Genomic DNA, 26551 nt, shown 5'->3' with positions numbered 1-26551 from the left:
CTGGTTCTTTGAGCATGGTGTGCACGATGGGTTGCGTGCACACGATCTTGCAAGACGGGAGGGTTCAATTCAAGATGGGTTCACCGCGCGCTTACGACGAGGATACCTAATGTGGAGTTGAGGCGCCTGCGCGGCTTTTTGCGCAGGTCGCCTCGAACGAAATGTTAGACGGCACGGCGCACAAAGAATACATGGCCATCGCCTATTGGATAGCGCCTTGCTCGCCATTCAACTTTAGTGCTTGGCGAATGCCTTGAACGTCGATATTGCCCGCATGTGGGGAGATGGATTCAATGAGTTCGTTATTGATTCTCGACAGCTGCGGGCGAAGTTCGCTGTTAACCCGATGGGCATGCCCGGTCCAGTCGTTCTTCTTCAACTTTAGGCTCTCAATGATTTGCTCGTGATGCTGAATTTTGTCGCGCAGCAGACCGGCGATGTGGATCAATGAATTCACGCGGCTACTCCTGCGAATCTCATCTCGCTGAAGTTTCAATTGCCAGATGGCGATACAGAGAGCAGCAACGGTAATGACGGTTTCCATAGGTAATCGGAAGTGATGGTAATTAATAGTGGTGGTGTCTCTAACGTTTGACATAACCGGCTGGCGCGGCCTTATCGCGCCAGTCCGTGTGATGGATGGGTTAGCCCTCAACGGGTGGCCTACCCGTCCAAGAATGCAATGCATGCGGTAAGTTTTCCGGGGTAATGCCTTGCAACGTAAACACCTCGCAGAGAAATGCCTCTGCTGTTTGTAGTGCGTCGATTGCGGATTTAGCGCACAGTGACTCATAGGCGCTGGCATCTGCCAACCCTTGTATCGCCACTCCGGTGACAGAGAAAGTTTCGTGGGAGCTTTTGAAGTGCATAAGCGAGTGCCGAAGATTTTTTAATGCGACAAACTTTTGACCAGCACCTTTATCGAGAGCCAGCTTTCTCCCAAACACATGGCATGGCCAGTCTTTGATTTTCCCGTCTAGCCCAAATTGCTTTTTTTCGAGATCGGCCGAAATTTTCCCTGTTGCATGGGCGTAGGTAGATTCGCTGATGAGAACTTGGAAATAGACGTTGAAAAATACCTCGACGCATTGCACTGCCAGAATGACGCAAATTGCAGCGTCTTGCCGTAGCGCAGATTCGTCTTGCGAGGCGTGTGCTTCGGTGAGCCGAGTACAGAGGCGCCTCAGGGCCTGGAATAGTTCCCAAACCATTCGATTAGGCGAGGAGAGAGTTCGATCCTTGGGCATGAGTGCTAACGTAGTGCATTGAGCAAAACCTGCTCCATATACTGGACCTTGCTCCATATTCTGGTCATGAATTCGCCCTGAGAGTGGCTTGTAGCCTTGGTTTTCGTGGTTTTCTCGGATTATTTGCAGATATAAGAATTCCGACAAACCCCGCAGATTGTTCTTTTTCAATTCTAGGCTTCAAACAAGCCAGTTTTGAAATTGGAGGGGCACTTCGACTGACCGCTGCCGCTGCACTGCTGTCCGATGCCTTCCAAAAACCAATGTCGGCAAGGCCGATATCAGACCGTTGAAAGCATTCGCCGAACACTCATCGCTGCGCGGTAATAACTGACCAACAAGTCTTCGAGTGACGGCAGTTGATCATTTGATTCGGGCATGACCCTCAACAAAAATAGCAGTCTGCGGCGCTTCTCCAAGGCGGGCATGACCGCGGTACATGCCTTCCGTATTGAACGGAAAGCTCAGGTGACCCTGGGCATCAACCGCGATCAAACCGCCTCTGCCTCCAAGGGCGGCTAGGGTTTTCATGACCACTTCGTGCGCCGCAACCTCCAGCGTTTGGCCCCCATAGGCCATACGGGCGCAAATGTCATAAGCGACAACGCCTCGGATGAACACCTCGCCGGTGCCGGTGCAAGAAATGGCGGCGGTGCGGTTGTCCGCATACGTGCCAGCGCCGATCAGGGGCGAATCACCGACGCGACCGCAACGCTTGTTGGTCATGCCGCCGGTTGACGTTGCAGCGGCCAGGTTGCCATGACGATCAAGCGCAACCGCGCCAACGGTGCCCAGCTTGCTGCTCTCAAGCAGTGGCGCTGCCAACGTGCTTGACGCACGAAACACCAGGGCGGCACCGTCATGATCCATCATGCTTTTGTCAGCCGAGAGGGCGTGTTGCAGTTGTGTGCGTCGCGCGTCGGTAGAGAAAAACACGGGGTCAACCAACTCCAGGCCGCAGGCTTGTGCAAAAGCCTCCGCGCCTGCCGCCACCAACAGCACATGCTCACTGCGCTCCATGACGGCACGGGCGGCACGCAGGGGCCGGCGCACCCGACTCACACACGCCACGGCACCGGCGCGCAAGGTCGCTCCGTCCATGATGGCTGCATCGAGTTCGTGCGTTCCCTCGTGGGTGAAAACGGCACCGTCGCCGGCGTTAAAAGATGGCGATGACGGCTTTGGATTCAATCGTCATGATCGATCTCTTCTTTCACCGCCATGAGAACACCTTCGCAACCATCCTCAATGAGGTCGAGCACATGCTCAAAGTCCTGCGGCTGGCCGTAGAACGGATCAGGCACATCCTGGCTGGCCGGGTCGCTGCAATATTGCGTGAAGTAGTGAAGCTTGTCATGGTATTTTTGCGGGCAGCTCAGGCGCAGCAGCAGCAGATTGCTCTCTTCCATCGCAAGAATCAGATCAAATCGTTCAAAGTCATCCGCATGCAACAGCCGTGCTCTGAGACTGGAGAGGTCATAACCCCGGCGCATCGCGTGTTTCTGTGCATGAAAGTCGATCGGCTCTCCCGTGTTGAAGTCATGGGTTGCCGCCGAAGCCACAGTCACCTGATCAGTCAGCCCATGCTGGATCGCCTTCTGGCGCAGGACTTCCTCAGCCGTTGGGCTGCGGCACAGGTTGTCAGTGCAGACAAGGAGTATTGAATACGTGCTCATGTGGAAAAAGGGCTGTTAGGTGGTTGTGGTAGCGATTGTCCGGCAGAATCGTCACCACCGAAGCGCGTGACTTTGGTGGCTACTGCTGGACGAGCCGCAAGCCCTTTCATGATTTGCTGTGACAATCACGCCCATGTTTTTACTCTTTGAAGAAGCCGGAAAATTTATGGCCGGTCGGGTGCTGTCTGAAGCGGATACGTCTGCGCAGGTGGAATTGGACAGCGGCAAGCGGGTCAAGGTGAAGGCCGCCAACTTTTTGCTTAAATTTGAGAAACCAACACCAGCGCAGTTTGTGCTGGAGGCGCAGGCGCTCAGCCAGACGATCGAGCTGGAGCTGGCCTGGGAGTTTGCGCCCGAGGAAGAATTTGGCTTTGCCGACCTGGCGCGCGACTATTTTTCACTGCAGGCGACCTTAAGCGAACAGGCCGGCATGTTGGTGCGCCTGTTTGAGGCGCCGCATTACTTTCGCCGCGCGGGCAAGGGGCGTTTTCGCAAGGCCCCGGCCGACATCATCGCCCTGGCCCTGGCCGCGATCGAGAAAAAGAAGCTGATTGCGCAGCAAACCGAGCAGTGGGTCGCCGAGCTGAGCCAGGGCAATTGCCCGCAGCCGATCCGCGACCAGCTTTACAAAATCCTGTTCAAGCCCGACAAAAACGCGCCCGAGTACAAGGCCGTGGTGGAAGCCTCGCGCGCCACGCACCTGGGGCCGCTGGAGTTGCTGATCAAAGCCGGTGCCATCGATTCACCGTACCAGTTTCACTGGAAGCGCTTCCTGCTGGAGAACTTCCCCAAGGGCGTGGGTTTTGCCAAGATCGATGCGCCGCTGATCAAGGACGAGTTGCCCCTGTCACCCGCGCGGGCGTTTTCAGTTGACGACTCGGCCACCACGGAAATTGACGACGCGCTCTCGGTGCAGGGCCTGGGCACCGGCACCGTGCGGCTGGGCATCCACATTGCGGCGCCCGGGCTGGCGTTTCAGCCCGGCAGCCCGATTGACCAATTGGGCCGCAACCGCCTGTCCACCGTCTACACGCCGGGCTACAAGATCACCATGCTGCCCGACGAGGTGGTGCAAAACTACACCTTGATGGAGGGGCGCGACTGCCCGGCGGTGTCGCTGTATGTGACGCTGGACGAAGCCACGCTGGAGATCAAGAATACCGAGACGCAACTGGAGCGGGTGCACATCGGCGCCAATCTGCGCCATGACCAGCTGGACGCCATCGTCACCACCGAATGGCTGGAAGACCCCAGCTTTATGCATGAAATGGACCCCCAGCCCTTACAGCATAAGCGTGAGCAGCTCTCATTTTTATACCGCCTGGCGAATGACCTGAAAGCCAAACGCGAAGTGGTGCGCGGCAAACCGGAGAACTTCAACCGGCCCGATTACAACTTCAAGCTGATCGCCGCCGGGCCGCCCCAAGGCGATCAAGCCCCCTCGGGGGGCAGCGGAGCACACGCAGTGGCGAGCGTGGGGGCGACATACTTGGGCAATGACGGGGCCGAGCCGCAGGGCACCGAGCAGGTGCAGATCAGCACCCGCCAGCGCGGCGCGCCGCTGGACCTGATCGTCTCCGAGGCCATGATTCTGGCCAACAGCACCTGGGGCAGTTGGATGGCGGAGCTGGGTGTGCCCGGCATTTACCGCAGTCAGGCCTCGATGTTGCCGGGCGTCAAGGTGCGCATGGGCACCCGCTCCTTGCCCCATGCCGGCCTGGGTGTCAAAAGCTATGCCTGGAGCAGCTCGCCGCTGCGCCGTTACGTCGACCTGGTCAACCAGTGGCAAATCATTGCCTGCGCCCGCCACGGTAAAACCGCCGCCTTGGCCGCGCCCTTCAAGCCCAAAGACGCCGAGCTGTTTTCAATCATTTCCGGCTTTGATGCCGCCTACTTTGCCTACAACAGCTTTCAGGGCGCGATGGAGCGCTTCTGGACGCTCAAATACGTGCAGCAGCAAGGCATTGTCGAAATTGAAGCCACGCTGTTCAAGGACAACCTGGTGCGCGCCGACCACCTGCCGCTGGTGCTGCCGGTGATGGGTGCGCAGGGCTTGCCGCGCGGGGCCCGGGTGCGGGTCAAGCTCGGTGACATTGACGAGGTGTCGCTGGACGTGCATGGCACCGTGATCGAGCGGCTTGACCTGCCGCTTGAGACCGAGGCCGAGATCGAGGCCGATGAAGAAGACGACCTCACGGTTGCCGGCCCGATTGCCATTGCCGTTGACATGAGCGAGCCCGCCGCCGACAGCCTTGAAAATGGCAGCAACCCGGCCCAGGCCGCCGCCGACAACCCTGCCCCGTGAAGCTGTCATCCTTGAGCCCGCTGCAGTTGGCGCTCGGCGCCTCGATTGCCGTGCACGCCGCGCTGCTGACGGTGCGCTTTGTGGACCCGCAGGCCTTCAACCGCGTGTTTGAAGACACCCCGCTGGAAGTCATTCTGGTCAATGCGCGCACCCAGGAGCGCCCCGACAAGGCACGCGCCATTGCCCAGGCCAACATGGCCGGTGGCGGCGACGCCGAGCGCGGCCGCGCCACCAGCCCGCTGCCGCCCGCGCTGATCTCGGAAATGGGCGACGACACGGAAGATCAAACGCAGCGCCAACTGCAAAACCTGCAGGAACAACAGACGCTGTTGCTGGCTCAGGTGAAAAGCATGCTGGCGGCCCTGCCGCCCGCCGACCCGCGCCAGGCCAGCGCGTCGCCCGAGCGCGCCGAGCGCGAACAGAAACGCCGCCAGTTGATCAAACTGCTGGCCGAGATTGAGCGGCGTATCAACCAGGAAAACGCCCGCCCCAAAAAACGCTACATCAGCCCGGCCACGCGGGAAGCGGTGTACGCCATTTACTACGACCATCTGCGCCGCGCGATCGAAGACAAGGGCACACAGAACTTCCCCGAGCTGGCGGGCAAGAAGCTGTATGGCGAGCTGGTCATGTCGGTTACCGTTAATTTTGACGGGCAGATTCTGACAACCCGGATCGAGCAAAGCTCGGGCAACCGGACCCTGGACCGGCGCGCTGAGGCCATTACCCGCAGTGCGGCGCCGTTTGGCGCCTTTTCCGCCGCCATGCGTCGCCGGGCCGACCAGATCGTGGTGATCTCGGCCTTCAAGTTCACCCGCGACGAGACACTGGAAACCCGGCTCACAGCCCAATGAATGCCGGTTAAATCAACTCACAGGCCAAACAGCTCAACCATGTCTCTCGATCTTTATTGCGTCATGGGCAACCCGGTGGCCCACAGCCGCTCACCCTGGATTCATGCCCGCTTTGCCGAACTGACCGGGCAGGCCATGCACTATGGCAGACGTCAGATTGAACTGGACGGCTTTGCGCTGGCGGTGCAGACCTTCATCCAAGAGGGCGGACGCGGCTGCAACATCACTGTGCCATTCAAATTTGAAGCCGCCGCGCTGGCAACCCACACCAGCGAGCGGGCCACCCTGGCGCAGGCGTCCAATACCCTGACGTTCCAGCAGGGCCAGATCGTGGCGGACAACACCGATGGCGCCGGACTGGTCGACGACATCCAGCAGGGCGCGGGGGTTGACCTGCAGGGCAGACGCCTGCTGCTGATCGGCGCCGGCGGTGCTGCCGCGGGCGTGCTCGGGCCCCTGATCCTGGCGCGACCGGCCAGCATCACCGTGGTCAACCGCACGCTGCCGAAAGCCACCGCCCTGGTTGAGCGCCATGCGGCGCTGGCAGCGCTACAAAAAACAGAGCTACTGACGCATGATCTGCAAGGGCTGCAGGGTAGTTTTGATGTGGTCATCAACGCCACGGTGAGTAGCCTGAGCGGCGCCGGTGTGCCGGTGCCGAGTAGCACATTGAGGCCCGGCGGCCTGGCCTACGACATGATGTATGGCCCTGCCGCCCAAGGCTTCATGACCTGGGCGCGTGAACACGGCGCGCTGCCACGCGACGGCCTGGGCATGCTGGTGCGGCAGGCGGCCGAGTCCTTTTTGATCTGGCGTGGTGTGCGCCCGCCCGCGCAGCAGGTACTGGCCGAATTGCGCGCCGTCATGCAAGCCTGAAACAGGGATGCCTTGGTAAAATCAGCCCGTGCTGCAACAACGAACCCTCAAATCTCTGACTCACGCCGTTGGCGTGGGTCTGCACAGCGGCCAGCGCGTCGAAATCACCCTGCGGCCGGCGCCGCCTGATACCGGCATCGTGTTCCGCCGGGTGGATCTGCCGCAGGTGGTGGAGATTGCCGTCTCGGCCACCGCCGTCTCTGACACCACCATGGCATCCACCATTGCCAGTGGCAACGTCAAGGTGCACACGGTCGAGCATTTGATGTCGGCCTGTGCCGGTTTGAGCGTGGACAACCTGTATGTTGACATCACCGCCGAAGAAGTGCCGATCCTGGACGGCTCGGCCGCCTCCTTTGTGTTTCTGCTGCAAAGCGCTGGTATCGTGATGCAAAGCGCACCACGGCGTTTTGTCCGGCTGACCCAGACGGTGGAAGTGCGCGAAGGCAGCGGCGCGACTGAAAAGTGGGCCCGCCTGTCGCCCTACCATGGCTACCAGCTCAGTTTTGAGATTGACTTTGACCACCCGGCGGTGGACGCCACCGGCCAGCGCGTGGTATTTGACATGAGCAGCGGCTCGTATGCCAAGGACATCGCCCGTGCCCGCACCTTTGGTTTCACCAAAGACGTGGAAATGATGCGAGCCAAGGGTCTGGCGCTGGGCGGCGGCCTGGACAATGCGATCGTGATGGACGACTACAAAATCCTCAATGCCGAAGGCCTGCGCTACGACGACGAGTTCGTCAAGCACAAAATCCTGGATGCCATGGGCGACCTCTATCTGCTGGGCAAGCCCTTGCTGGCGCACTACAGCGCGCGGCGTTCCGGCCACGCCCTCAACAACCTGCTGCTGCGCGAGTTGCTCAGGCGCACCGATGCCTGGGAAGTGGTCACTTTTGAAGATGCCGAGCGCGCGCCCCGCGGCTTTGCGCAACTGGCACCGGCCTGGTAAGGCTCAGTCCTGCACCATGGTGTTGGCCCGAACGCTCATCTTATTGCTGCTGCTGGGCGCCATCGTGTCGTTTGCATTCTTTGCCTTCACCGGTGAGCCACGCTTCAAACGCTACGGCTTGCTGATCCTCAAATGGGTGCTGCTGACCGGCTTTGGCTTCTTTGCCGTGTTGATCGTGCAACGGCTGGCCTGAGCAGCGGGCGGCAGGCCCGCCCTGGCAAGGCAAGGCAAGGCAATAGCTGGCACGGTCCAGCGCCTTGTCCCTCTTCAGCGCGTAACCACCACTTTTTGGTACAGGCCGCCAAAAAAGGTCTGTTTTTCGACCTTGGCCACCGGGATGTCGGCGGGTAGCCAGTCGGTGATTTCGCCGCGCCACATGTCCATTGCAAACGGCTCCAGCGTGGTCAGAATCGGCACCATGATGTAGCGAAACGGATTGACCGCAACAGGCCGGTGGTAATCGACAAAAATCAGCTTGCCGCCGGGTTTGGTCACGCGCAAGGCCTCGGCGATGGTTTTGTGCCGCGCCTCGACCGGTTGCTCGTGCAGCAGAAAAAACACCACCACGGCGTCGCGGCTGGCGTCTTCAAACTGCATGTCGGTGGAGTCCTGCCGCTGCACCGTGACCTGGCGGCTGTCTTTGAGCTTGGTGTGCAGATTGGTGATCTGTACCGGCGCCACATCAATCACGTCCAGGTGGCCGTTCGGGCCCAGGCGCTTGACCAGGTACTCGGTGAAGTTGCCGTAGACGCAGGCCACCTGCAAGACCTTGCCATCGATCACGGTGCCCAGCTCATGCAGGGCCGCGTCGCGCAGACGGGCAAAGTTGCCCCACAAAATCAGATTCACCAGCCACTGGCGCTCAAACACGCGCACAGCGTTCGGATGCACGTAAGCCCACCAATAGGTTTCCTGCAGATATTTGGGAACCGGCACCGCTGCAAACGAAGATTCAGCCTGCAGCACGGCCAATGCCGGTTCAGCGTCGGCTAACTTTGGAAATTCTTTGGGACTCACAAATAGTCAACCTTAAACAAAGCCCCACCAGGGGAATTCAAGCCCCGTTCGAAGACGAGCGGGTTGAAACAGGTCAGAGGAAAATGCCTCGGAAACGAAGACGGCAGGTCACGATGGAAATCACAATGCCTGCCGCGCCCCAAATGTATATCAAGATCAGCGACTGCGCCCGGCCTTGTATTTGCCGCTACCCGCGCCCATCACACCATCGGCTTGCGCCAGCCGGGCCAGGGCCTTGGCCGCATGGGCGTGCGTGATGGCCAGCCCCAGCGCGTCGGCGGCGTCCGGTCCGGGCAGACCCGGCAGGGCCAGGAGGCGACGCACCATCTCCTGAACCTGGCTTTTGTCGGCGCGGCCATAGCCCACCACCGCCTGTTTCATTTGCAGCGCGGTGTATTCAGCCACCGGCAAATCGCCGGAGACCAGCGCCGTGATGCAGGCGCCACGCGCTTGCCCCAACAGCAGGGTGGATTGCGGGTTGACGTTGACAAATACGATCTCGACCGAGGCGCACTCAGGCTGGTAGCGCGCCACCACCTCACGGATGCCATCAAACAGCACCTTGAGCCGCGCCGGCAGCTGGCCCTTGTCCAGATGCATAGTGCTGATGGTGCCGCTGGCAACGTAGGTCAAGTCAGCGCCCGCGACGTCAATCACACCAAAGCCGGTGGTGCGCAAGCCGGGGTCAATGCCGAGGATTCTCATTTCTTATTGTTATTAATTTGGTAGCTGATTACGCTTATTTGACGGGGGCTATAGGCTAATTTGGCACAAAACGTTGGTAGGCCATATCATCAAACGCACGAGCATGGTCAAGGCGAATCCTTACGAGAACGAGGCGTTGTTCTTTGGCAGAGTATGTCATTTGCTCAAAGGTTGAATTCGCCCGCGGAGTCCATTGAAAACGCCCCGCAAGCACAACTGCCTTGCGGGGCGCAGATCACCTAAACCTACTGAGTCGGCGACTCTTATTGGCTCTGCACTGACTTGGACAGACCAAAACGGCGACCAAAGGCATCTATCCCCTGGAGCCAGACCCCTGCACTGCTAACCGTCCCGGTTGCCATTGGGCTACCCAAGCCAATCAAGGCACTGGTGGCCGTAGGCGAGAGGCTTTTCTCAACCCGCACGTAGGCATCGCCGGTTGTTGTATTCGCCCAAACATTTATATCCTTGGACTGAAGACCTGTTGGCATTGTCCAGCCTATGGCGACGCTCTTGTTGGCGATGACCGTGCTTGGGGTGAGTGGGCTTCCATCAATCGTGATGGATGCGATGCTCGGGAACATCGCGTCTGTGAGCGCGCTGGTGGCGTAGGGCTGTTTGGGCAGATGCAACTTGTAACCCGTTCCATTGAGGGCGTTGCCGCTGCCGTCCTTCAGAACAATGGTGTATTCGCTGTTATCGACTGCTTGCGCAATGTTGACACACTGGGTTGTAACGGTTGCCGCACATTCAGGCACCAGATTGTCGCTGTACATGGAGTTGGACAGCTTCAGCCACGTATTTTTGACATCTTGAACCATGGTGATGCCGCTGCCCAGACCCGGTCCGGTGACCAGTGCCGAAACGACGGCTGTGTGGCCCGGTGTGCTGTTGTAGGCGAATGGATCTATCCAGATATTGATTCCGCTTTGCATGGATTGACCGTTGGAACCCGATGGCTGCATCGCTGACGGTAAGGTAATCCATTCATTGCGGCTGGCCTGGGCATAGATCGAGACATTAGCGATCATGCCGTCGCCTTGTACTTGCCAGACGCCATTCACCTTGACCATCTTCAGCTGAATTTTTTCGCCGAAATCAGCGGAATTGGAACTGATGTCGGCCGTCAGCATGCCAGAGGTACCCGACGCATCAAGCTTAATGGCCACATTGCTGAATTTCAAACCGACAGCGCCTGGCTCTGTGGAAAGTTCAGATGCAAACTGAGCAAACGTTTGGCCACTCATCATGAAGTTGCTGGAGGCGTCGAACACACCACTGGCCTCCATGACGGCGGGAGTTGGCAGGCCGGTCGCAAACAAGGCGGCAAAACCATTGAGTTTGGCAACGACCGCCTGCAAATCAGTCGCTGCCGTGGGGGTGATCTCTGCTATTTTGGTCTCATCCACCTTGGTATTGTCATCCGTGGGCAGGGTGGCATTGTCGGTGGAGATGACAGCCAGCGTCAGTGCGTTCTTGAGTGTGGCGATATTGGTGGTCAGATCGACCTCGACCTTGACCAGGTCCAAAACGGCATCCATGCCGGAGTGATCAGCCGCGAACGTAGACCGCAACAGGTCAATGTTCTCGTTGATGTCCATGGCCGCGAGTACCGGCTGTAGCTTGGCCTGCAGCGCAGTTTCGGCGGCGACCAGGTTGGCAGGCGTAATCAGGGTGCCGATCTGGTCGGAATGGGCGCCGTCCTTGAAATAGTTCTCGGCCATCTGGGCGGCAATGTTCGACACAATCAGGTTGGTAAAAGGTGTGACATTGACCGTGCCGCCGACATCCGCAACGGTGGCCGCGGAATAGTAGGTAACGCTGGTATTGCCCACCGTACCCGCCGCCTTCAACACAAAGGGGCCGGTCATGCCACTAACGTCGATCGAATAGTGGCCAGCTTCAATCAGACCGCTTTTGGTCGCCCCTTTGCTGTCCGTCACGATGACCGAACCAATAACTGCTGCGCCGCCAGCAGCGGTACCGGAGAGCAGCGTAGAAGGAGCTGCGGGAGCGCTTGAACCACCACCGCCGCCGCAACCCACCAAAAACAGGCTGGCAACCGCACCGGTTACTGCAAGCACCTTGAAATTCGAAGCTACCATGATGAAATCCTTAAGTTGATAAAAAGATCCTAAATCGACACAAGACCATAAGTAGTGTAGGGATGTTTTGATCCGTATTCAAGTAACAGCTAGGGGCACCGTCAGGAGTTCTTGTTTTCTACACGGTTTAATCGCTACCAATGGGCGCGCGGCCAGGTGTTGGGAATCATGCAGCTCTGCACCACCAACGCCAGACAGCACACCAAAAATGCACTTGTCTTGCCGTCGCGAGGGAAATCAAGCTGGCCAGCAGGGTGCAACGGCATCAGGGCAGTTCAGCGTTGTTCAGCCGGTTGACAATCACGTTGGCACGTCCGGCGATGTAGCTGGAGTTGGGCAATTTTTCAAAATACTTGGGTCGCGGCAGCATCACGGCCAGGCGCGCGGCTTCATAGGCGCTCAATTTGGACGCCGGTTTGCGAAAGTAGTGCTGCGCGGCGGCCTCGGCGCCAAAGACGCCCTCGCCCCACTCCACGTTGTTGAGGTAAATCTCCAGAATGCGCTGCTTGCTGAGCAAGGCCTCCAGCAGCAGGGCCAGGACAAACTCCTGGCCTTTGCGCAGCAGGGTGCGTTCGCCCGACAGGAACAGATTTTTTGCCAGCTGCTGCGTGATGGTGGAGCCGCCGACAACCTTGACGGTCCGGGCCCGTGGCTTGTTTGTCGTCGGCGCTGCGGCTCTTTTCTGGGTCGCTGGCGCTTTGGCGGCTTGGGCGGCCTGTTGCTTGGCCGCTAACGCCTCGGCCTTGGCATTTCTTTGCCAGGCCTTCTCCAGCGCGTCCCAGTCCACGCCGTCGTGGTAGATAAAACTATCGTCCTCGGCGGCGATCACCGCACGCTTGAGGTTGTCGGCGATCTGCGGGTAAGCCACCCACTGCTGACGCCAGCGCCAACTGCCTTTGTCATGCCACTGGCGCCACGCCTGCGAGCGCTCAAAGGCGGTGGACTGCGGGTCCACCAGCGTCATGGCGGCAATACGGACCACAAAATAGAGTTGCAGCGCCAGCAGCGCCGCCACCACCAGACCGAGCCAACGCAACACAGGCTTCATCGCCCGTCCTGCTGCGCCTGCCCCACCGGGGCAGCAGGCCCCATCAAAGCCAACACGACCAGCACCTTTTTTGAGACCTCAATCCGCCTGCTTGCGCAAGAAAGCTGGAATCTCGAAGTCGTCCATGCCGCCACTGGCCAGCGCGTCCACCTTGGCTGCGGCCTGCGTGCGGTCCGGCGGCCGGCGCCAGACACTGGGCGTGGCCATGGCGTTGTAGTCGGGCTGCGCCCGGCCCGCATTGCCCGAACCGTTGGGCATCATGGCGGAGACATTGCCGTTGGTGCCGGCCGGATTGAAGCTGGGCACTTGAAACGGCACATTGTCGGTGCCGGTGCGCAGCACCTGCAGCGGCGGCGCGGTGCGTCGCACGCCCTGGCGCGAGAGGCCCGTGGCCACGACGGTGACGCGGATTTCATCGCCCAGCTCATCGTCGTACGCGGTGCCGTAGATCACGTGGGCGTCCGGTGAGGCGTAGGCACGAATGGTGTTCATGGCCAGCTTGGACTCTGACAGTTTCAGAGAGCCTTTGGCAGCCGTGATCAGCACCAGCACGCCCTTGGCGCCCGACAAGTCGATGCCTTCGAGCAGCGGGCAGGCCACGGCTTGCTCCGCCGCAATGCGCGCCCGATCCGGCCCGGCCGCTATGGCGGTGCCCATCATGGCCTTGCCAGGCTCACCCATGACGGTGCGCACGTCTTCAAAGTCGACGTTCATCAGGCCCGGCACGTTGATGATTTCGGCAATGCCGCCGACGGCGTTCTTCAACACATCGTTGGCATGGGCAAAGGCCTCGTCCTGTGTCACGTCATCGCCCAGTACGTCGAGCAATTTCTCGTTCAGCACCACGATCAGCGAATCGACATTGGCTTCGAGCTCGACCAGGCCGCTGTCGGCATTGGTCATGCGGCGACCGCCTTCAAAGTCAAAGGGCTTGGTGACCACGCCGACCGTCAAAATGCCCATTTCACGCGCCACACGCGCAATCACCGGCGCCGCACCGGTGCCGGTGCCGCCGCCCATACCGGCGGTGATAAACAGCATGTTGGCGCCCTCAATGGCGGCACGAATGTCGTCAACCGCCACTTCCGCGGCTTCACGCGCTTTATCGGGCTTGCTGCCAGCGCCCAGGCCGGTGGTGCCGAGCTGGATGCATTTGTGTGCATCGCTGCGGCTCAGGGCCTGCGCGTCGGTGTTGGCGCAGATGAACTCCACGCCTTGCACGCCGCAGTCAATCATGTGGCCGACCGCGTTGCCGCCACCGCCGCCGACGCCGATCACTTTGATCTGGGTGCCCAGGTTAAAGGCTTGTTCTTCAATCATTTCGATAGGCATTTTTTGCTCCTTGGATTTCAATGGGTTGGATATTGCTGAAACTGTTCAAATTCTTGGCGGATCGCGCGGGCGGCTCCGAGGGTCGCCATCGCCATCGCTTGCGTCCAGGGGGGCCGGCCCGGGCTAACCAGAGTTGGGTATTCATGGCTAAAAGTTCCCCACAAACCAGTCCTTGACCTGACCGAACGCGTTTTTCATGGAGCCATTTTTTTGTGCCACCTTGAAGCCGCGCAGGCGCGCCATGCGCGCTTCTTCGAGCAGACCCATGACGGTGGCAGCGCGCGGCTGCGCCACCATGTCGGCCAGCGCGCTTGAATATTTGGGAATGCCACGGCGCACCGGCTTCAAGAAGATGTCTTCGCCGAGTTCCACCATGCCGGGCATGACGCAGCTGCCCCCGGTGAGCACGATGCCGCTGGAGAGCATTTCCTCAAAGCCCGACTCGCGCATCACCTGGTGCACCAGCGAGAAGATCTCTTCCACCCGGGGCTCGATGACGCCGGCCAGCGCCTGGCGGCTGAGCATGCGCGGGCCGCGGTCGCCCAGGCCCGGCACTTCAACCTGGGCTTCGGGGTCGGCCAACAGCTGCTTGGCGTAGCCGCTCTCGACCTTGATCTCCTCGGCGTCCTTGGTCGGTGTGCGCAATGCCATCGCAATGTCGCTGGTGATCAGATCACCCGCAATCGGAATGACCGCTGTGTGGCGAATGGCACCGTTGGTAAAGATGGCGATGTCGGTGGTACCGGCGCCAATATCGACCAGCGCCACGCCCAGCTCCCGTTCATCTTCGGTCAACACCGACAGGCTGCTGGCGAGCGGGTTGAGCATCAGTTGCTCGACCTCCAGGCCGCAGCGGCGCACGCACTTGATGATGTTCTCGGCCGCACTCTGGGCGCCGGTCACGATGTGCACTTTGGCCTCCAGCCGGATGCCACTCATGCCAACCGGCTCTTTCACGTCCTGGCCGTCGATGATGAACTCCTGCGGCTCCACCAGCAGCAGGCGCTGGTCGGTCGAAATGTTGATGGCCTTGGCGGTCTCCACCACCCGCGCCACGTCAGCGGCGCTGACTTCGCGGTCCTTGATGGCCACCATGCCATGCGAATTGATGCCGCGAATATGGCTGCCGGTGATACCGGTGTAGACGCGGGTGATCTTGCAGTCGGCCATCAATTCGGCTTCTTTGAGCGCCTGCTGGATGCTTTGCACCGTGGCATCAATATTGACCACCACGCCACGCTTGAGGCCGTTGCTGGGCGCCACCCCCAGGCCGGCGAGTTTGAGCGCGCCATTGGGCAGCACCTCGGCCACCACCACCATCACTTTGGCAGTGCCGATGTCCAAGCCCACTACCAGATCTTTGTATTCTTTTGCCATAGGTTCACCTGTTGCTTGTATTGCCGCTATTTCTTGGGTAAAGCCACCGCCAGCGTGCTGACACCGCGCAGGCGGATGGCATAGCCGTCTTGATGCCGCAGGTCAGCTGTTTCCAGCGCCTCGGGCTTGCGCCCATAACGCGACGTGACCTGGGTCAGCGTCTGCAGGAAGCGCTGCGTGCGGGCCAGCACCTCAGGGCCCAGGCCACCACCGAGTTCGATCACCGCACCGGTGTCCAGGCGCGCGCGCCAGCCCCCGCGCGGGGTCAGTTCGAGCTGTTCCAGGCCCAGGTCCATCAATTCAAAAGGCGGCTGCAAGGCCTGGTACATGGCCAACACCTGGGTTGAATGACCGTCCGGGCCGTTCAAGCGCGGCAGATTATCTTGCTCAAGCTCGCCGAGGTTGGCTTCAAACACTTCACCAAAGTTATTCAGCAGCCGGGACTCGCTCTCCGCGCCCCAGTAGGCCACCGCCTGGTGTTCCTGCAGTTGCACCCGCAGGCGGTTGGGAAAGTCGCGATGGACCACGGCCTGGCGCACCCAGGGCACCGACTCAAAAGCCTTTCGCGCTTGCGTCAGGTCCAGCGTCAGGAAAGTGCCGCTCAGGCGCGGGACCACATTGGCGCGCAGCGTCACCGCATTGCTGTGCGTCACCTCGCCCGTCACCGCGATGGCCCGAATGGCAAACAGCTGGTGCCGCGATGCCCACAGCACCCCGGCGCTCACCAGCAGCAAGGCCAGGGCCAAGAACAAAACAGATGCCGTCAGATTCATCAGTTTCACATCCAGCGGCGCGGGCAGCGAGATTTTCATGCCGGCACCGTGGCGGTTTGCCGGGCGTCGCCACCGGTGGCGGCATAGTCCAGCGTGGCGTGGCGCAACACCTCAAGGCACAGCGCAGGGTAGCTGACACCAGCGGCCTTGGCCGCCATGGGCACCAGTGAGTGCGGCGTCATGCCGGGCGAGGTGTTGATTTCCAGCAAAAAGGGCGCGCGCGTGCGGGCGTCGATCATCACGTCAACACGGGCCCAGCCCCGGCATCCCAGCACCTGGTAGGCCTTGAGCGCCAGTTGTTGAATGCGGGTTTCTTCGCCTGCCGGCAGGTTGGCGGGCACCAGGTATTGCGTGGTGTCGGTGAAATACTTGTTCTGGTAGTCGTAGTTGCCATCCGGCGCCACGATGCGGATCACCGGCAGCGCGTGGGCGCCAGCGCCCGACCCGAGCAGGGGAATCGTCACCTCATCGCCTTTGACAAACTGCTCACACAGCACCATGGCGTCATGCCGGGCGGCCAGGGCATAGGCTTCGGCGCACTGCTCTATTTGCGTGACTTTGGTCAGGCCGATGGTGGAGCCTTCCCGGTCGGGCTTCACAATCATCGGGCTGCCCAGCGCGGCGAAGGCTTCGCTCGTGGCCGCTGCACTGTCGACCTGCCGCCACTCGGGCGTCGGCAGTCCCTCGCTGCGCCAGATGCGCTTGGTCATGACCTTGTCGATGGCAATGCTGGAGGCCATGACGCCGGAGCCCGTGTACGGGATGCCGAGCAGTTCAAGCGCGCCCTGCACCGTGCCGTCTTCACCAAAGCGGCCATGCAAGGCAATAAAGCAATGTGAAAAACCCTCAACCTTGAGCTCGGCCAGGTCGCGCTCGGCTGGGTCAAACGCATGGGCATCAACCCCTTGTGAAATCAGCGCCTGCAGCACCCCCTGCCCGGACATCAACGACACCTCACGCTCTGCCGACGCGCCACCCATCAGCACCGCCACCTTGCCCAGGCCTGCCGCCACACCGCCCAGGGTCGTCCCGGCGTGCTGCTGGCTCGCGCCGTCATTTATGTCAATTTGACTCATAGCCCACGTCCTTCCTGCGGTAATAGCTCTAAAATTTGTAGCAACTCAAGCACCTTGGCCGGCACGCCGCCGATCGAGCCGGCGCCCATGCACAGCACCACATCACCCTGCCTGGCGTTGTCCGCAATGGCCTGCGGCATCGCGGCGATGTCATCGACAAACACCGGCTCGATGCGGCCCGCCACACGCAGCGCCCGCGCCAGACTGCGGCCATCGGCCGCCACAATCGGAGCTTCACCGGCGCCGTAAACTTCGGCCAGCAACACCGCGTCAGCCTGCGCAATGACTTTGATGAAGTCTTCGAAGCAGTCGCGCGTGCGGGTAAAACGATGCGGCTGGAACGCCAACACCAGACGCCGACCCGGAAAAGCCCCGCGCGCCGCCGCCAGCGTGGCCGCCATCTCGACCGGATGATGGCCATAGTCGTCAATCAGCGTGAACGTGCCGCCGTCCTGGGCCCTGACCTCGCCATAACGCTGGAAACGCCGCCCGACGCCTTTGAAGCCGGCCAAGGCTTTTTGCACCACTGCGTCCTCTATGTTGAGCTCCACCGCCACGGCAATCGCCGACAGGGCATTGAGCACGTTGTGCCGCCCAGCCAGGTTCAGCACCACATCCAGATCGGGCAGCACGACGCCATTGCGCCGCTGCACCGTGAAATGCATTTGCCCCTCCACCGCGCGCACATTCACGGCGCGCAGTTCAGCGCCTTCATCAAAACCGTAGCTGCTGATCGGGCAGGTGACCTGCGGCACGATGTCGCGCACGGCAGGGTCATCGGTGCACAAAATGGCGGTGCCGTAAAAAGGCATGCGGTGCAGAAAATCGACAAACGCCTGTTTGAGGCGAGCAAAGTCATGGCCATAGGTCTCCATGTGGTCGGCGTCGATATTGGTCACCACCGCCATCACCGGCGACAAATTCAGGAACGAGGCGTCGGACTCATCGGCCTCGACCACGATGTAATCGCCCTGCCCCAAGCGCGCGTTGACGCCGGCACTGTTGAGGCGACCGCCAATCACAAAGGTCGGATCCAGCCCGGCCTCGGCCAGCACGCTGGCGACCAGGCTGGTGGTGGTGGTCTTGCCGTGGGTGCCGGCAATGGCGATGCCGGTTTTCAGGCGCATCAGCTCGGCCAGCATCACGGCGCGCGGCACCACCGGGATGTGTTTCTCGCGCGCGCTCAGCACTTCGGGGTTGTCGGCCTGCACGGCGGTGGAGGTGACCACCGCATCGGCGCCCGCCACGTGAGCCGCCTCGTGGCCCACATAGGTCTGGATGCCCAAACTGGCCAGGCGCTGCAAGGTGGCGCTGTCGGCCAGGTCCGAGCCGGAGATGGTGTAGCCCAGATTCAGCAAGATTTCGGCAATGCCGGACATGCCAACACCGCCGACACCGACAAAGTGAATGTGTTTGATCGCGTGTTTCATACGGTCAGCTCCTTGATCACGGTCTGAGGGTATCGGCTAATTATTTGAGTCTTTTTGACCGCTAGCCCCCGTGCTATATGCCTTGGATGCTCTTGTTTTTGCAATATTTTCTGGACGCAATGATCGTCGTTTGAATTGCCAAACTGGTTATCAGCAGCGTTCTTGTTTCTTATGCGTTGTATCCCCCCCCTCACCCCAACCCTCTCCACCCCCGCCGGGGCGGAAAGGGAGCTAACAGCCACATTTGGCCGCGTCTTCAAAGGTGGGAAAAAGGTGCGCATGGGCGCGCTGCCATCAAACTGATTGAGCGGTTTTTCGATCTGCTGCAAGCACTTCAAAGCCCGCTGGCGCGGCGTGGAAATTGACTTACACAGCCCGTCAATACTTTGGGGCCACTTGGAGGCCAGCGCGCCGTGGTGCACCAGAGTTCCCACCTTCACTGACGCGGCCAAATGGAGCCCCCCTCTTTCGCCCGGCGGGGCGAGAGAGGGGTTGGGGGAGTGAGTGGGGGAAAAATAGCAAGAAACAAATCCTTCCCCGTCGACCGCAGCACATTCAGACAAGCCAAGAATCCCAACGAATCCTGCAATAGGCTGGGCAGGCAAAGCCAACGGGAACGAACCAAAAGATTGCATCATCGAACCAACTCCTCGCAAGCCGCGACGATCTTGTCTGTCGCGTCAAGTTTTTGAAGCTTTTTAGCCTCTAGCCCCCGTCCCATAAGCATAGTACGCTCTGCTTTTAGTAGCATATCGGCCAACCATTCGGGGCTCAGTTCTGACTGGGGTTTCAGCCAGCCAGCACCCTGATCCACCAGAAAGCAGGCGTTGCTGGTTTGGTGGTCATCCACGGCCGACGGAAATGGCACAAACAGGGCGGCCGCACCGACTGCGGCGATCTCGGTCACGGTGCTGGCGCCGGCGCGGCAGATCACCAGGTCGGCCCCGGCCATGGCTTGCGCGGTGTCGTCAATGAACGGCGTGAGTTCGGCCTGGACCCCGGCGCTGGCATAGTTGGCACGCAAGGCGTCAATCTGCTTGGCGCCGCTTTGGTGCGTGACGATGGGACGCGCCTGCGTTGGCAGCAGTGCCAGTGCGCGCGGCACGATGTCGTTCAAGGCCTTGGCGCCCAGGCTGCCGCCCAGCACCAGCAGCTTGAGCGGCCCCGCGCGACCGGCAAACCGGGTGGCAGGATCAGGGACCTGTAGGAACGCGGCGCGCAGGGGGTTGCCGACCCAGTGCCCGTGGGGCAAGACATCCGGAAACGCGGTAAAGACCCGCGTGGCGAATCGGGCCAGCACCTTGTTGGCCATGCCGGCGACTGAATTTTGCTCATGCAAGATCAGTGTTTTGCCCAGCAGCACACTCATCAGCCCGGCAGGCAAGGTGATGTAGCCGCCCAGGCCCAACACCACATCAGGCTGGACGCGGCGCAGCAGGGCGACGCTCTGCCAGCAGGCGCGCAACAGACGCCAAGGCAAGCGCACCAGGGTGCCCAGGCCCTTGCCGCGCACACCGGAAAAATCAATCGACTCGAAGGCAAAGCCTTGTGGCGGCACCAACTGGCTTTCCATGCTCGGCTGACTCGGCGTGCCGGCGCCACCGAGCCAGTGCACGCGCCAGCCGCGCTCGCGCAAGGCATGCGCCAGTGCCAGCCCAGGGAAAATATGGCCGCCCGTGCCGCCCGCCATGATCAGGGCAGTACCTTGGGTCATGAGCGCCGACGGGCCGCCCCTAGGCGCGAGGGCCCCTTCGGGGGGCAGCGAAGCACACGCAGTGGCGAGCGTGGGGGCCAAATTCATACCCGCCCTCCGTGCATCAACTGGCGGTTCTCGTGGTCCACGCGCAGCACCACGGCAATCGCCACCAGATTGATCAGAATGGCGGAGCCACCATAACTCATCAGCGGCAGCGTCAGGCCCTTGGTCGGCAGCGCACCCAGATTGACGCCGATGTTGATGAAGGCCTGGAAACCCACCCAGATGCCCACGCCTTGTGCCACCAGGCCGGCAAACACCCGATCCAGCGCAATCGCCTGGCGCCCGATGTGCATCATGCGCCGGGTCAACCACAGGAACAGGCCAATGACGAAAACCACACCGACCAGGCCAAACTCTTCACCAATCACGGCCAGCAGAAAATCGGTGTGGGCCTCGGGCAGCCAGTGCAGCTTTTCAACACTGCCGCCCAGACCGACACCAAAGATCTCGCCCCGCCCCACGGCGATCAGCGAGTGGGTGAGCTGGTAGCCCTTGGCCAGCGCATTCTCTTCACTCCAGGGATCCAGGTAGGCAAAAATGCGCGCGCGCCGGTAGTCGTTGAAGGCGATCATCATCATGAAGGCCCCCAGCAGCACGGTGGCGATCAGAAAGAACATGCGGGCATTGACACCGCCCAGAAACAAAATACCCATCGCAATCACGGCAATCACCATGAACGCGCCCATGTCCGGCTCGGCCAGCAGCAGCACGCCCACCACCGCCACCGCCGCCCCCATGGGCAACACCGCGCGGAAAAAGTGCTCCTTCACGTCCATCTTGCGCACCATGTAATCGGCCGCATACAGCAGCACTGTGAGCTTGGCCAGTTCGGACGGCTGAAAGCTCAAAGGCCCGAGCGAAATCCAGCGCCGGGCGCCATACACCATCTTGCCCACATACGGAATCAGGACCAAGGCGAGCAGGACCAGAGACAGCACAAACAACCAACCGGCGGACTTTTCCCACGTCGCCAGCGGCACCTGAAACGCCAGCAGCGCGGCGACAAAGGCCATCACCAGCCACATCGCGTGGCGGACCAGGAAATAGCTGTGGGTGTAGCGGGCAAAGCGCGGGTTTTCCGGCATCGCAATCGAGGCCGAATAAACCATCACCAAGCCCCAGGCCAGCAAGGCCACCGTCACCCAGACCAGCGCCTGGTCAAAGCCCAGCACCGGTGTCGGAACACTGCCGGTGGCGGCGCGCCGGGTGGCGCCCAGGCGCACCGGCAGCGAATCGCCCACCGGCCCGGTCAGCGCGTAAAACCATTTCTTCATGGCGCAGCACCTTCCCACGCCGCCCCGGCGGCGATGGCGAGCTCGCCCACCGCTTGCGCGAACACCTGGGCCCGGTGCTCGTAGTTGTCAAACATGTCAAAGCTGGCACAGGCTGGCGACAGCAGCACCGCGTCGCCCGCGTGCGCCTGGGCATTGGCCAGCGCGACTGCCTGCGCCATCGACTCGGCCTCCAGCAGCGGCACGTGGGTGGCTTGCAGCGCAGCGCGCAACAGCGGCGCGTCGCGCCCGATCAGCACCACGGCGCGGGCGTAGCGCGACACCGGATCGACCAGCGGCGCGAAGTCTTGCCCCTTGCCCTCGCCACCCAGGATGACGATCACCTTGCGCTCGGACCCCAGGCCGGCGAGCGCCGCCACCGTCGCGCCCACATTGGTGCCTTTGCTGTCGTCGAAAAATTCCACTTCATTGAAGATGCCAATCGGCGTCACCCGGTGCGGCTCGCCCCGGTAGTCGCGCAGGCCGTAGAGCATCGGACCCAGCGCACAGCCGGCGGCTTGAGCCAATGCCAGCGCCGCCAATGCGTTGACTGCGTTGTGGCGGCCGCGAATGCGCAGGGCGTCGGCCGGCATCAGGCGCTGCAGAAACAGCTCGGGCGTTTCACCCTTGCGATTCTTGAGCGTTTCGTCGGCCTCCAACGCGCGCACCAGCCACAGCATGCCGTTGACCTGCTCCAGTCCGAAGTCGCCCGGACGTCGCGGCAGGTCAGCGCCGAAGGTGACATGGGCGCGTAGCTGGGGGCGTTGCAGCTTGACCCGCACCGGCTCTGGCAGCATCGCCATGACCTGGGGGTCTTCCCGGTTCAAAATCATCAGGCCGGTCGCGCCAAAAACATGGGCCTTGGCGGCCACGTAAGCCGCCATGCTGCCATGCCAGTCCAGATGGTCTTGCGTGATGTTGAGCACCGCAGCGGCGCTGGGCTCGAAGCCTGTTTCACCCTCCAGTTGAAAGCTCGACAACTCGATGACCCAGACTTCGGGCAGTGTGCCGGCCTCCAGATGCTGGATCAGCGTGTCAAGCAAGGTCGGTCCGATATTGCCGGCCACCGCGACGCTTTTGCCAGCGCGCTCCACCAGCAGTCCGGTCAGCGCGGTGACGGTGGTTTTGCCGTTGGTGCCTGTGACGGCCAGCACTTTGGGCGTGTAATTTTGCGTTGCCTTCAAGTCAGCCAGTGCTTCAGAAAACAAGCCTAATTCGCCTGTAGCCCTTATGCCAATTGCTTGAGCAGCTTCTATAACTGCAGCGACATCGAGCGGTGACAAACCTGGACTCTTGAACACCGCGCGCACATCGGTACCCACGACAAGCGCTGCGTCAAAGGCACCGCTGATGAACCGGGCCGCTGGCAACTCGCGTTGCAAGGCGGCCAGCTGCGGTGGCGCGCTGCGCGTGTCGGCCACCGTCACCCGCGCGCCAGAGCGCGCGCACCAGCGCGCCATGGCCAGGCCCGAGGCACCCAGGCCCAGAATCAGCACGTGTTGGTCTTGCAGCGCGTTCATGGTTACCGCAGCTTCAAGGTGGACAGGCCGACCAGGCACAGGAGCATGGTGATGATCCAGAAACGCACCACGACCTGCGTTTCTTTCCAGCCGCTTTTCTCAAAGTGATGGTGCAAGGGCGCCATCTTGAACAGACGCCGCCCCTGGCCGGAACGCCTTTTGGTGAACTTGAACCAGCTCACCTGCAACATGACCGACAGCGCCTCCACCACAAAAACGCCGCCCATGATGGCCAACACAATTTCCTGGCGCACGATCACCGCGACCGTGCCCAAGGCTGCCCCCAGGGCCAAGGCGCCCACGTCACCCATGAACACCTGGGCTGGATGGGTGTTGAACCACAAGAAGGCCAGACCCGCGCCCGACATGGCGGAACAAAAAATCAACAACTCACCCGTGCCTGGAATGTGCGGGAAAAACAGGTATTTGGAATACACCGCACTGCCCGTCACGTAGGCAAAAATGCCCAGGCAGCTGCCCACCAGCACCACCGGCATGATGGCCAAACCGTCCAGACCATCGGTCAGATTCACCGCGTTGCTGGCGCCCACAATCACAAGATAGGACAGGATGACAAAGCCGAGCACGCCCAGCGGATAACTGATCTCCTTGAAGAACGGCAGCATCAGCCCGGCCTTGGGTGGCAAATTCAGATCAAAGCCCGACTGCACCCAGCTGAAAAAAAGCTGCAGCACGCGCATATTGGAGCTCTCCGAAATGCTGAACACCAGATACAGGGCGGCCAGCAGGCCAATGAACGATTGCCAGAAATATTTTTCGTGCGAGCGCATGCCCTCCGGGTCTTTGTTGACGACCTTGCGCCAGTCATCGACCCAGCCTATCGCGCCAAATCCGAGCGTGACAAGCAGCACGATCCAGACAAAGCGGTTGCTCAGATCAACCCATAACAAGGTGGCAATGGCAATGCACAGCAGAATCAGGACCCCGCCCATGGTGGGCGTGCCGCTCTTGCTCAGATGCGAGTCCATGCCATAGCCGCGAATCGGCTGACCAATCTTGAGTTCCGTCAAGCGGCGAATGACGAACGGCCCCGCCGCCAGACCCATCAGCAGCGCCGTCAAGGCGGCCATGACGGCACGAAACGTCAGGTACTGAAAGACCCGCAGAAAACCGAATTCAGGCGACAGCGTCTGCAACCACTGGGCGAGGCTAGGCAGCATGATCGGCATCCTTGTCTGGTTGGGTCTGATGAAGAATGGCCTCGACCACCCGTTCCATCTTCATGAAACGTGAGCCTTTGACCAGCACGCTGCCGATGCGCGGCAGCTCGGCCAGCACCGCCGCCTGCAGCGATTGGCTGTCGGCAAAATGGCGGCCGGCGCCGAAACTGGTCGCGGCAGCGGCTGACAACTCACCCAGCGTGAACAAGGACTCGACGCCCAGCGCGCGGGCATGTTGGCCGGCCTCGGCATGAAACTGCGGCCCCTGGTCCCCCACTTCACCCATGTCGCCCAGCACCAGCAAACGTGGACCCGGCAAACTGGCCAGCACGTCAATGGCGGCACGCACCGAATCCGGGTTGGCGTTGTAGCTGTCGTCCACCAGCGTGATCTGGCGCGCGCCAATCTGGATCAGCAGGGCGCGCGAGCGTCCCTTGACCGGCTCAAAGGCACACAGGCCACGGGCAATGTGCTTCAGAGGGACACCAGCCGCCAAGGTACAAGCCACCGCCGCCAATGAGTTCTTGACGTTGTGCAAGCCCGCAATCGGCAAGGTGTACTGCAAGGCGCCCGCAGGCGTGCTGACCGCGACCTGCCAGGCGGCGCCCAGCCAGTCGGCTTGCACACAACGCACCTGCGCCGCGCCAACCCCATCGGCGGCGCTGCCAAACCGCATGACCACGCGCGACCCGGCTTTGGCCGCCCACAGCGGGCTATAGGTGTCGTCGGCCGGGAACACCGCCACGCCGTGCGCCGGCAGCGCGTCAATGACCGAGCCGTTTTCCTGCGCCACCCGCTCAACGGTGGCCATGAATTCGAGGTGCTCGCGCTGCGCGTTGTTGACCAGCGCCACGGTGGGCTGGGCAATGGCAGCCAGCGTCGCAATTTCACCGGGATGGTTCATGCCCAGCTCAACCACCGCGATTTCGTGCTGGCGGCGCAAACGCAGCACAGTGAGCGGCACGCCGATGTCGTTGTTCAAATTGCCCTGCGTGGATAGATACGCCTGCGGCTTGTAGGCGCGCAGGATGGCGGCAATCATCTGCGTCACCGTGGTCTTGCCGTTGCTGCCGGTGACGGCGATCAGCGCCAGCGTGAACTGGGCGCGCCACTGGGTGGCCAGTTGCGCCAGCGCCAGTTTGGTGTCGGGCACCAGCAAGCCGGGCAGGCCAACAGCGCGCAATTTGGCCTCGACGTCGCCGCCTGCACCGGCCGCGCTGGCTTGGCAAACGGCCGCCACCGCACCTTGCGCCTTGGCCTGGACCAGAAAATCATGGGCGTCAAAATGCTCACCGCGCAAGGCCACAAACAGGTCACCCGGCGCGAGCGTGCGGGTGTCGGTATGCACGCGTTCAATCAGGACGTCCGCGCCATCTGTACCGTTCGCATTGACCAGGCGTGCGTTGCCGAGCCAGGAGGCGGCCTGCTGCAAGGTCATCATCGTGTGAGCTCCCGACTCGCCGCGACGAGTTGCGCTATTGCCAGCATGTCTTGAAGTTTTTTGGCCTCTAGCCCTCGTCCTACAAGGGTAGTTCGCTCTTGTTTTTGCAGTACTTTTTGGACGCAGGGGGCGTCGTTGTTTGAATTACCAAACGGGTTATCTGCAGCATTCTTGATTTTTTTGCGTTGTATCCCCCCCCTCACCCCAACCCTCTCCACCCCCGCCGGGGCGGAAAGGGAGCTAACAGCCACATTTGGCCGCGTGTTTGAAGGTGGGAAAAAGGTGCGCATGGGCACGTTGCCATCAAACTGATTGAGTGGCTTTTCGATCTGCTGCAAGCACTTCAAAGCCCGCTGGCGCGGCGTGGAAATTGACTTACACAGCCCGTCAATATGTTGCGGCCATTTGGAGGCCAGCGTGCCGTGGTGCACCAGATTTCCCACCTTCAAACACGCGGCCAAATGGAGCTCCCCTCTTTGGGTTATTGGGGTCAGACACCAATTTCGCTGCGGCGCATGGCGCCGCTCCCTTTGGGCGAGCCGTCGGCTCGGCGAATTTGGGCTCTGACCCCAAAAACCCGGGTTGGGGGAGTGAGTGGGGGAAAAA

25 protein-coding genes are annotated in these 26551 nt (G+C 61.2%); 5 read left to right on the top strand and 20 right to left on the bottom strand.

Features of this window, described 5'->3' with window-relative positions:
* Positions 1–202: 202 nt before the first annotated feature.
* From WA157_RS13775 to WA157_RS13760, 4 genes are all read right to left on the bottom strand, one after another.
* Positions 203–544 carry a hypothetical protein gene (locus WA157_RS13775; protein ID WP_422621507.1) on the bottom strand — a complete coding sequence of 114 codons (342 nt, stop codon included), beginning with the start codon at positions 542–544 and terminating at the stop codon, positions 203–205.
* A 100-nt stretch (positions 545–644) separates the two neighbouring features.
* A complete protein-coding gene (locus tag WA157_RS13770) occupies positions 645–1418 on the bottom strand; it encodes a hypothetical protein (RefSeq protein ID WP_422621506.1) in 774 nt (257 codons plus the stop codon).
* 192 nt (positions 1419–1610) lie between these two features.
* Entirely contained in the window at positions 1611–2438 is an 828-nt protein-coding gene (locus WA157_RS13765; RefSeq protein ID WP_422621505.1) for an isoaspartyl peptidase/L-asparaginase family protein, read from the bottom strand.
* A complete protein-coding gene (locus WA157_RS13760; RefSeq protein ID WP_422621504.1) occupies positions 2435–2923 on the bottom strand; it encodes a low molecular weight protein-tyrosine-phosphatase in 489 nt (162 codons plus the stop codon). Before WA157_RS13760 ends, WA157_RS13765 begins: the two co-directional genes overlap by 4 nt.
* Positions 2924–3056: 133 nt before the next feature.
* On the opposite strand from WA157_RS13760, the gene WA157_RS13755 reads away from it, so the two are divergent.
* Genes WA157_RS13755 through WA157_RS13735 form a run of 5 tightly spaced genes read left to right on the top strand, consistent with a single transcriptional unit; the run spans position 3057 to position 8103 of the window.
* Complete coding sequence (locus WA157_RS13755; RefSeq protein ID WP_422621503.1) at positions 3057–5228, top strand: ribonuclease catalytic domain-containing protein; 2172 nt, start codon at positions 3057–3059, stop codon at positions 5226–5228.
* Complete coding sequence (locus WA157_RS13750; RefSeq protein ID WP_422621502.1) at positions 5225–6082, top strand: energy transducer TonB; 858 nt, start codon at positions 5225–5227, stop codon at positions 6080–6082. Before WA157_RS13755 ends, WA157_RS13750 begins: the two co-directional genes overlap by 4 nt.
* A 39-nt stretch (positions 6083–6121) precedes the next feature.
* A complete protein-coding gene (aroE, locus tag WA157_RS13745; RefSeq protein WP_422621501.1) occupies positions 6122–6958 on the top strand; it encodes a shikimate dehydrogenase in 837 nt (278 codons plus the stop codon).
* Positions 6959–6986: 28 nt separating this feature from the next.
* Positions 6987–7910, top strand: a complete 924-nt coding sequence (gene lpxC / locus WA157_RS13740; protein ID WP_422621500.1) for a UDP-3-O-acyl-N-acetylglucosamine deacetylase — start codon at positions 6987–6989, stop codon at positions 7908–7910.
* A gap of 16 nt (positions 7911–7926) precedes the next feature.
* Positions 7927–8103 carry a hypothetical protein gene (locus WA157_RS13735; RefSeq protein WP_422621499.1) on the top strand — a complete coding sequence of 59 codons (177 nt, stop codon included), beginning with the start codon at positions 7927–7929 and terminating at the stop codon, positions 8101–8103.
* Between the two features lie 74 nt (positions 8104–8177).
* On the opposite strand, the gene rquA is transcribed toward WA157_RS13735, so the two are convergent.
* The 16 genes from rquA to WA157_RS13655 form a co-directional block, all read right to left on the bottom strand.
* Positions 8178–8927, bottom strand: coding sequence for a rhodoquinone biosynthesis methyltransferase RquA (rquA, locus tag WA157_RS13730; protein WP_422621498.1), 750 nt, complete (start codon positions 8925–8927; stop codon positions 8178–8180).
* Between the two features lie 156 nt (positions 8928–9083).
* A complete protein-coding gene (gene ruvC / locus WA157_RS13725) occupies positions 9084–9632 on the bottom strand; it encodes a crossover junction endodeoxyribonuclease RuvC (RefSeq protein ID WP_422621497.1) in 549 nt (182 codons plus the stop codon).
* 263 nt (positions 9633–9895) lie between these two features.
* Positions 9896–11737 (bottom strand): hypothetical protein, encoded by a 1842-nt coding sequence (locus tag WA157_RS13720; RefSeq protein ID WP_422621496.1) that lies wholly within the window; start codon positions 11735–11737, stop codon positions 9896–9898.
* A gap of 265 nt (positions 11738–12002) precedes the next feature.
* Positions 12003–12785 carry a transglycosylase domain-containing protein gene (locus WA157_RS13715; RefSeq protein WP_422621495.1) on the bottom strand — a complete coding sequence of 261 codons (783 nt, stop codon included), beginning with the start codon at positions 12783–12785 and terminating at the stop codon, positions 12003–12005.
* A gap of 78 nt (positions 12786–12863) precedes the next feature.
* A complete protein-coding gene (gene ftsZ / locus WA157_RS13710) occupies positions 12864–14117 on the bottom strand; it encodes a cell division protein FtsZ (protein ID WP_011465692.1) in 1254 nt (417 codons plus the stop codon).
* Between the two features lie 147 nt (positions 14118–14264).
* Entirely contained in the window at positions 14265–15494 is a 1230-nt protein-coding gene (gene ftsA / locus WA157_RS13705) for a cell division protein FtsA (RefSeq protein ID WP_011465693.1), read from the bottom strand.
* A gap of 26 nt (positions 15495–15520) precedes the next feature.
* A complete protein-coding gene (locus WA157_RS13700) occupies positions 15521–16306 on the bottom strand; it encodes a cell division protein FtsQ/DivIB (RefSeq protein WP_422621494.1) in 786 nt (261 codons plus the stop codon).
* A complete protein-coding gene (locus WA157_RS13695; protein WP_422621493.1) occupies positions 16303–17343 on the bottom strand; it encodes a D-alanine--D-alanine ligase in 1041 nt (346 codons plus the stop codon). Before WA157_RS13695 ends, WA157_RS13700 begins: the two co-directional genes overlap by 4 nt.
* On the bottom strand, positions 17340–18773 hold the full coding sequence (gene murC / locus WA157_RS13690) for a UDP-N-acetylmuramate--L-alanine ligase (RefSeq protein ID WP_422621492.1): 1434 nt from the start codon (positions 18771–18773) through the stop codon (positions 17340–17342). The genes WA157_RS13695 and murC overlap by 4 nt, the downstream gene beginning before the upstream one ends.
* Positions 18770–19411 (bottom strand): hypothetical protein, encoded by a 642-nt coding sequence (locus WA157_RS13685; protein WP_422621491.1) that lies wholly within the window; start codon positions 19409–19411, stop codon positions 18770–18772. Before WA157_RS13685 ends, murC begins: the two co-directional genes overlap by 4 nt.
* Entirely contained in the window at positions 19408–20487 is a 1080-nt protein-coding gene (murG, locus tag WA157_RS13680; RefSeq protein WP_422621508.1) for an undecaprenyldiphospho-muramoylpentapeptide beta-N-acetylglucosaminyltransferase, read from the bottom strand. Before murG ends, WA157_RS13685 begins: the two co-directional genes overlap by 4 nt.
* Positions 20488–20570: 83 nt before the next feature.
* Positions 20571–21806: a putative lipid II flippase FtsW gene (gene ftsW / locus WA157_RS13675; protein WP_422621490.1), complete on the bottom strand. Its 1236-nt coding sequence runs from the start codon at positions 21804–21806 to the stop codon at positions 20571–20573.
* A complete protein-coding gene (gene murD / locus WA157_RS13670; RefSeq protein ID WP_422621489.1) occupies positions 21803–23323 on the bottom strand; it encodes a UDP-N-acetylmuramoyl-L-alanine--D-glutamate ligase in 1521 nt (506 codons plus the stop codon). Before murD ends, ftsW begins: the two co-directional genes overlap by 4 nt.
* A 2-nt stretch (positions 23324–23325) precedes the next feature.
* On the bottom strand, positions 23326–24504 hold the full coding sequence (mraY, locus tag WA157_RS13665; RefSeq protein ID WP_422621488.1) for a phospho-N-acetylmuramoyl-pentapeptide-transferase: 1179 nt from the start codon (positions 24502–24504) through the stop codon (positions 23326–23328).
* Complete coding sequence (locus WA157_RS13660) at positions 24494–25945, bottom strand: UDP-N-acetylmuramoyl-tripeptide--D-alanyl-D-alanine ligase (protein ID WP_422621487.1); 1452 nt, start codon at positions 25943–25945, stop codon at positions 24494–24496. Before WA157_RS13660 ends, mraY begins: the two co-directional genes overlap by 11 nt.
* Positions 25942–26551 (bottom strand): hypothetical protein (locus WA157_RS13655; protein ID WP_422621486.1); only part of this gene is annotated, 610 nt, incomplete at its 5' end. The genes WA157_RS13660 and WA157_RS13655, both read right to left, overlap by 4 nt.

It is taken from the genome of Rhodoferax ferrireducens (assembly GCF_049302455.1).
In the GTDB taxonomy this organism is placed as follows: domain Bacteria; phylum Pseudomonadota; class Gammaproteobacteria; order Burkholderiales; family Burkholderiaceae_C; genus Rhodoferax; species Rhodoferax ferrireducens_B.
Note: the sequence above shows the minus strand (reverse complement) of the source record. Positions and strands in the feature narration are given on the sequence as shown.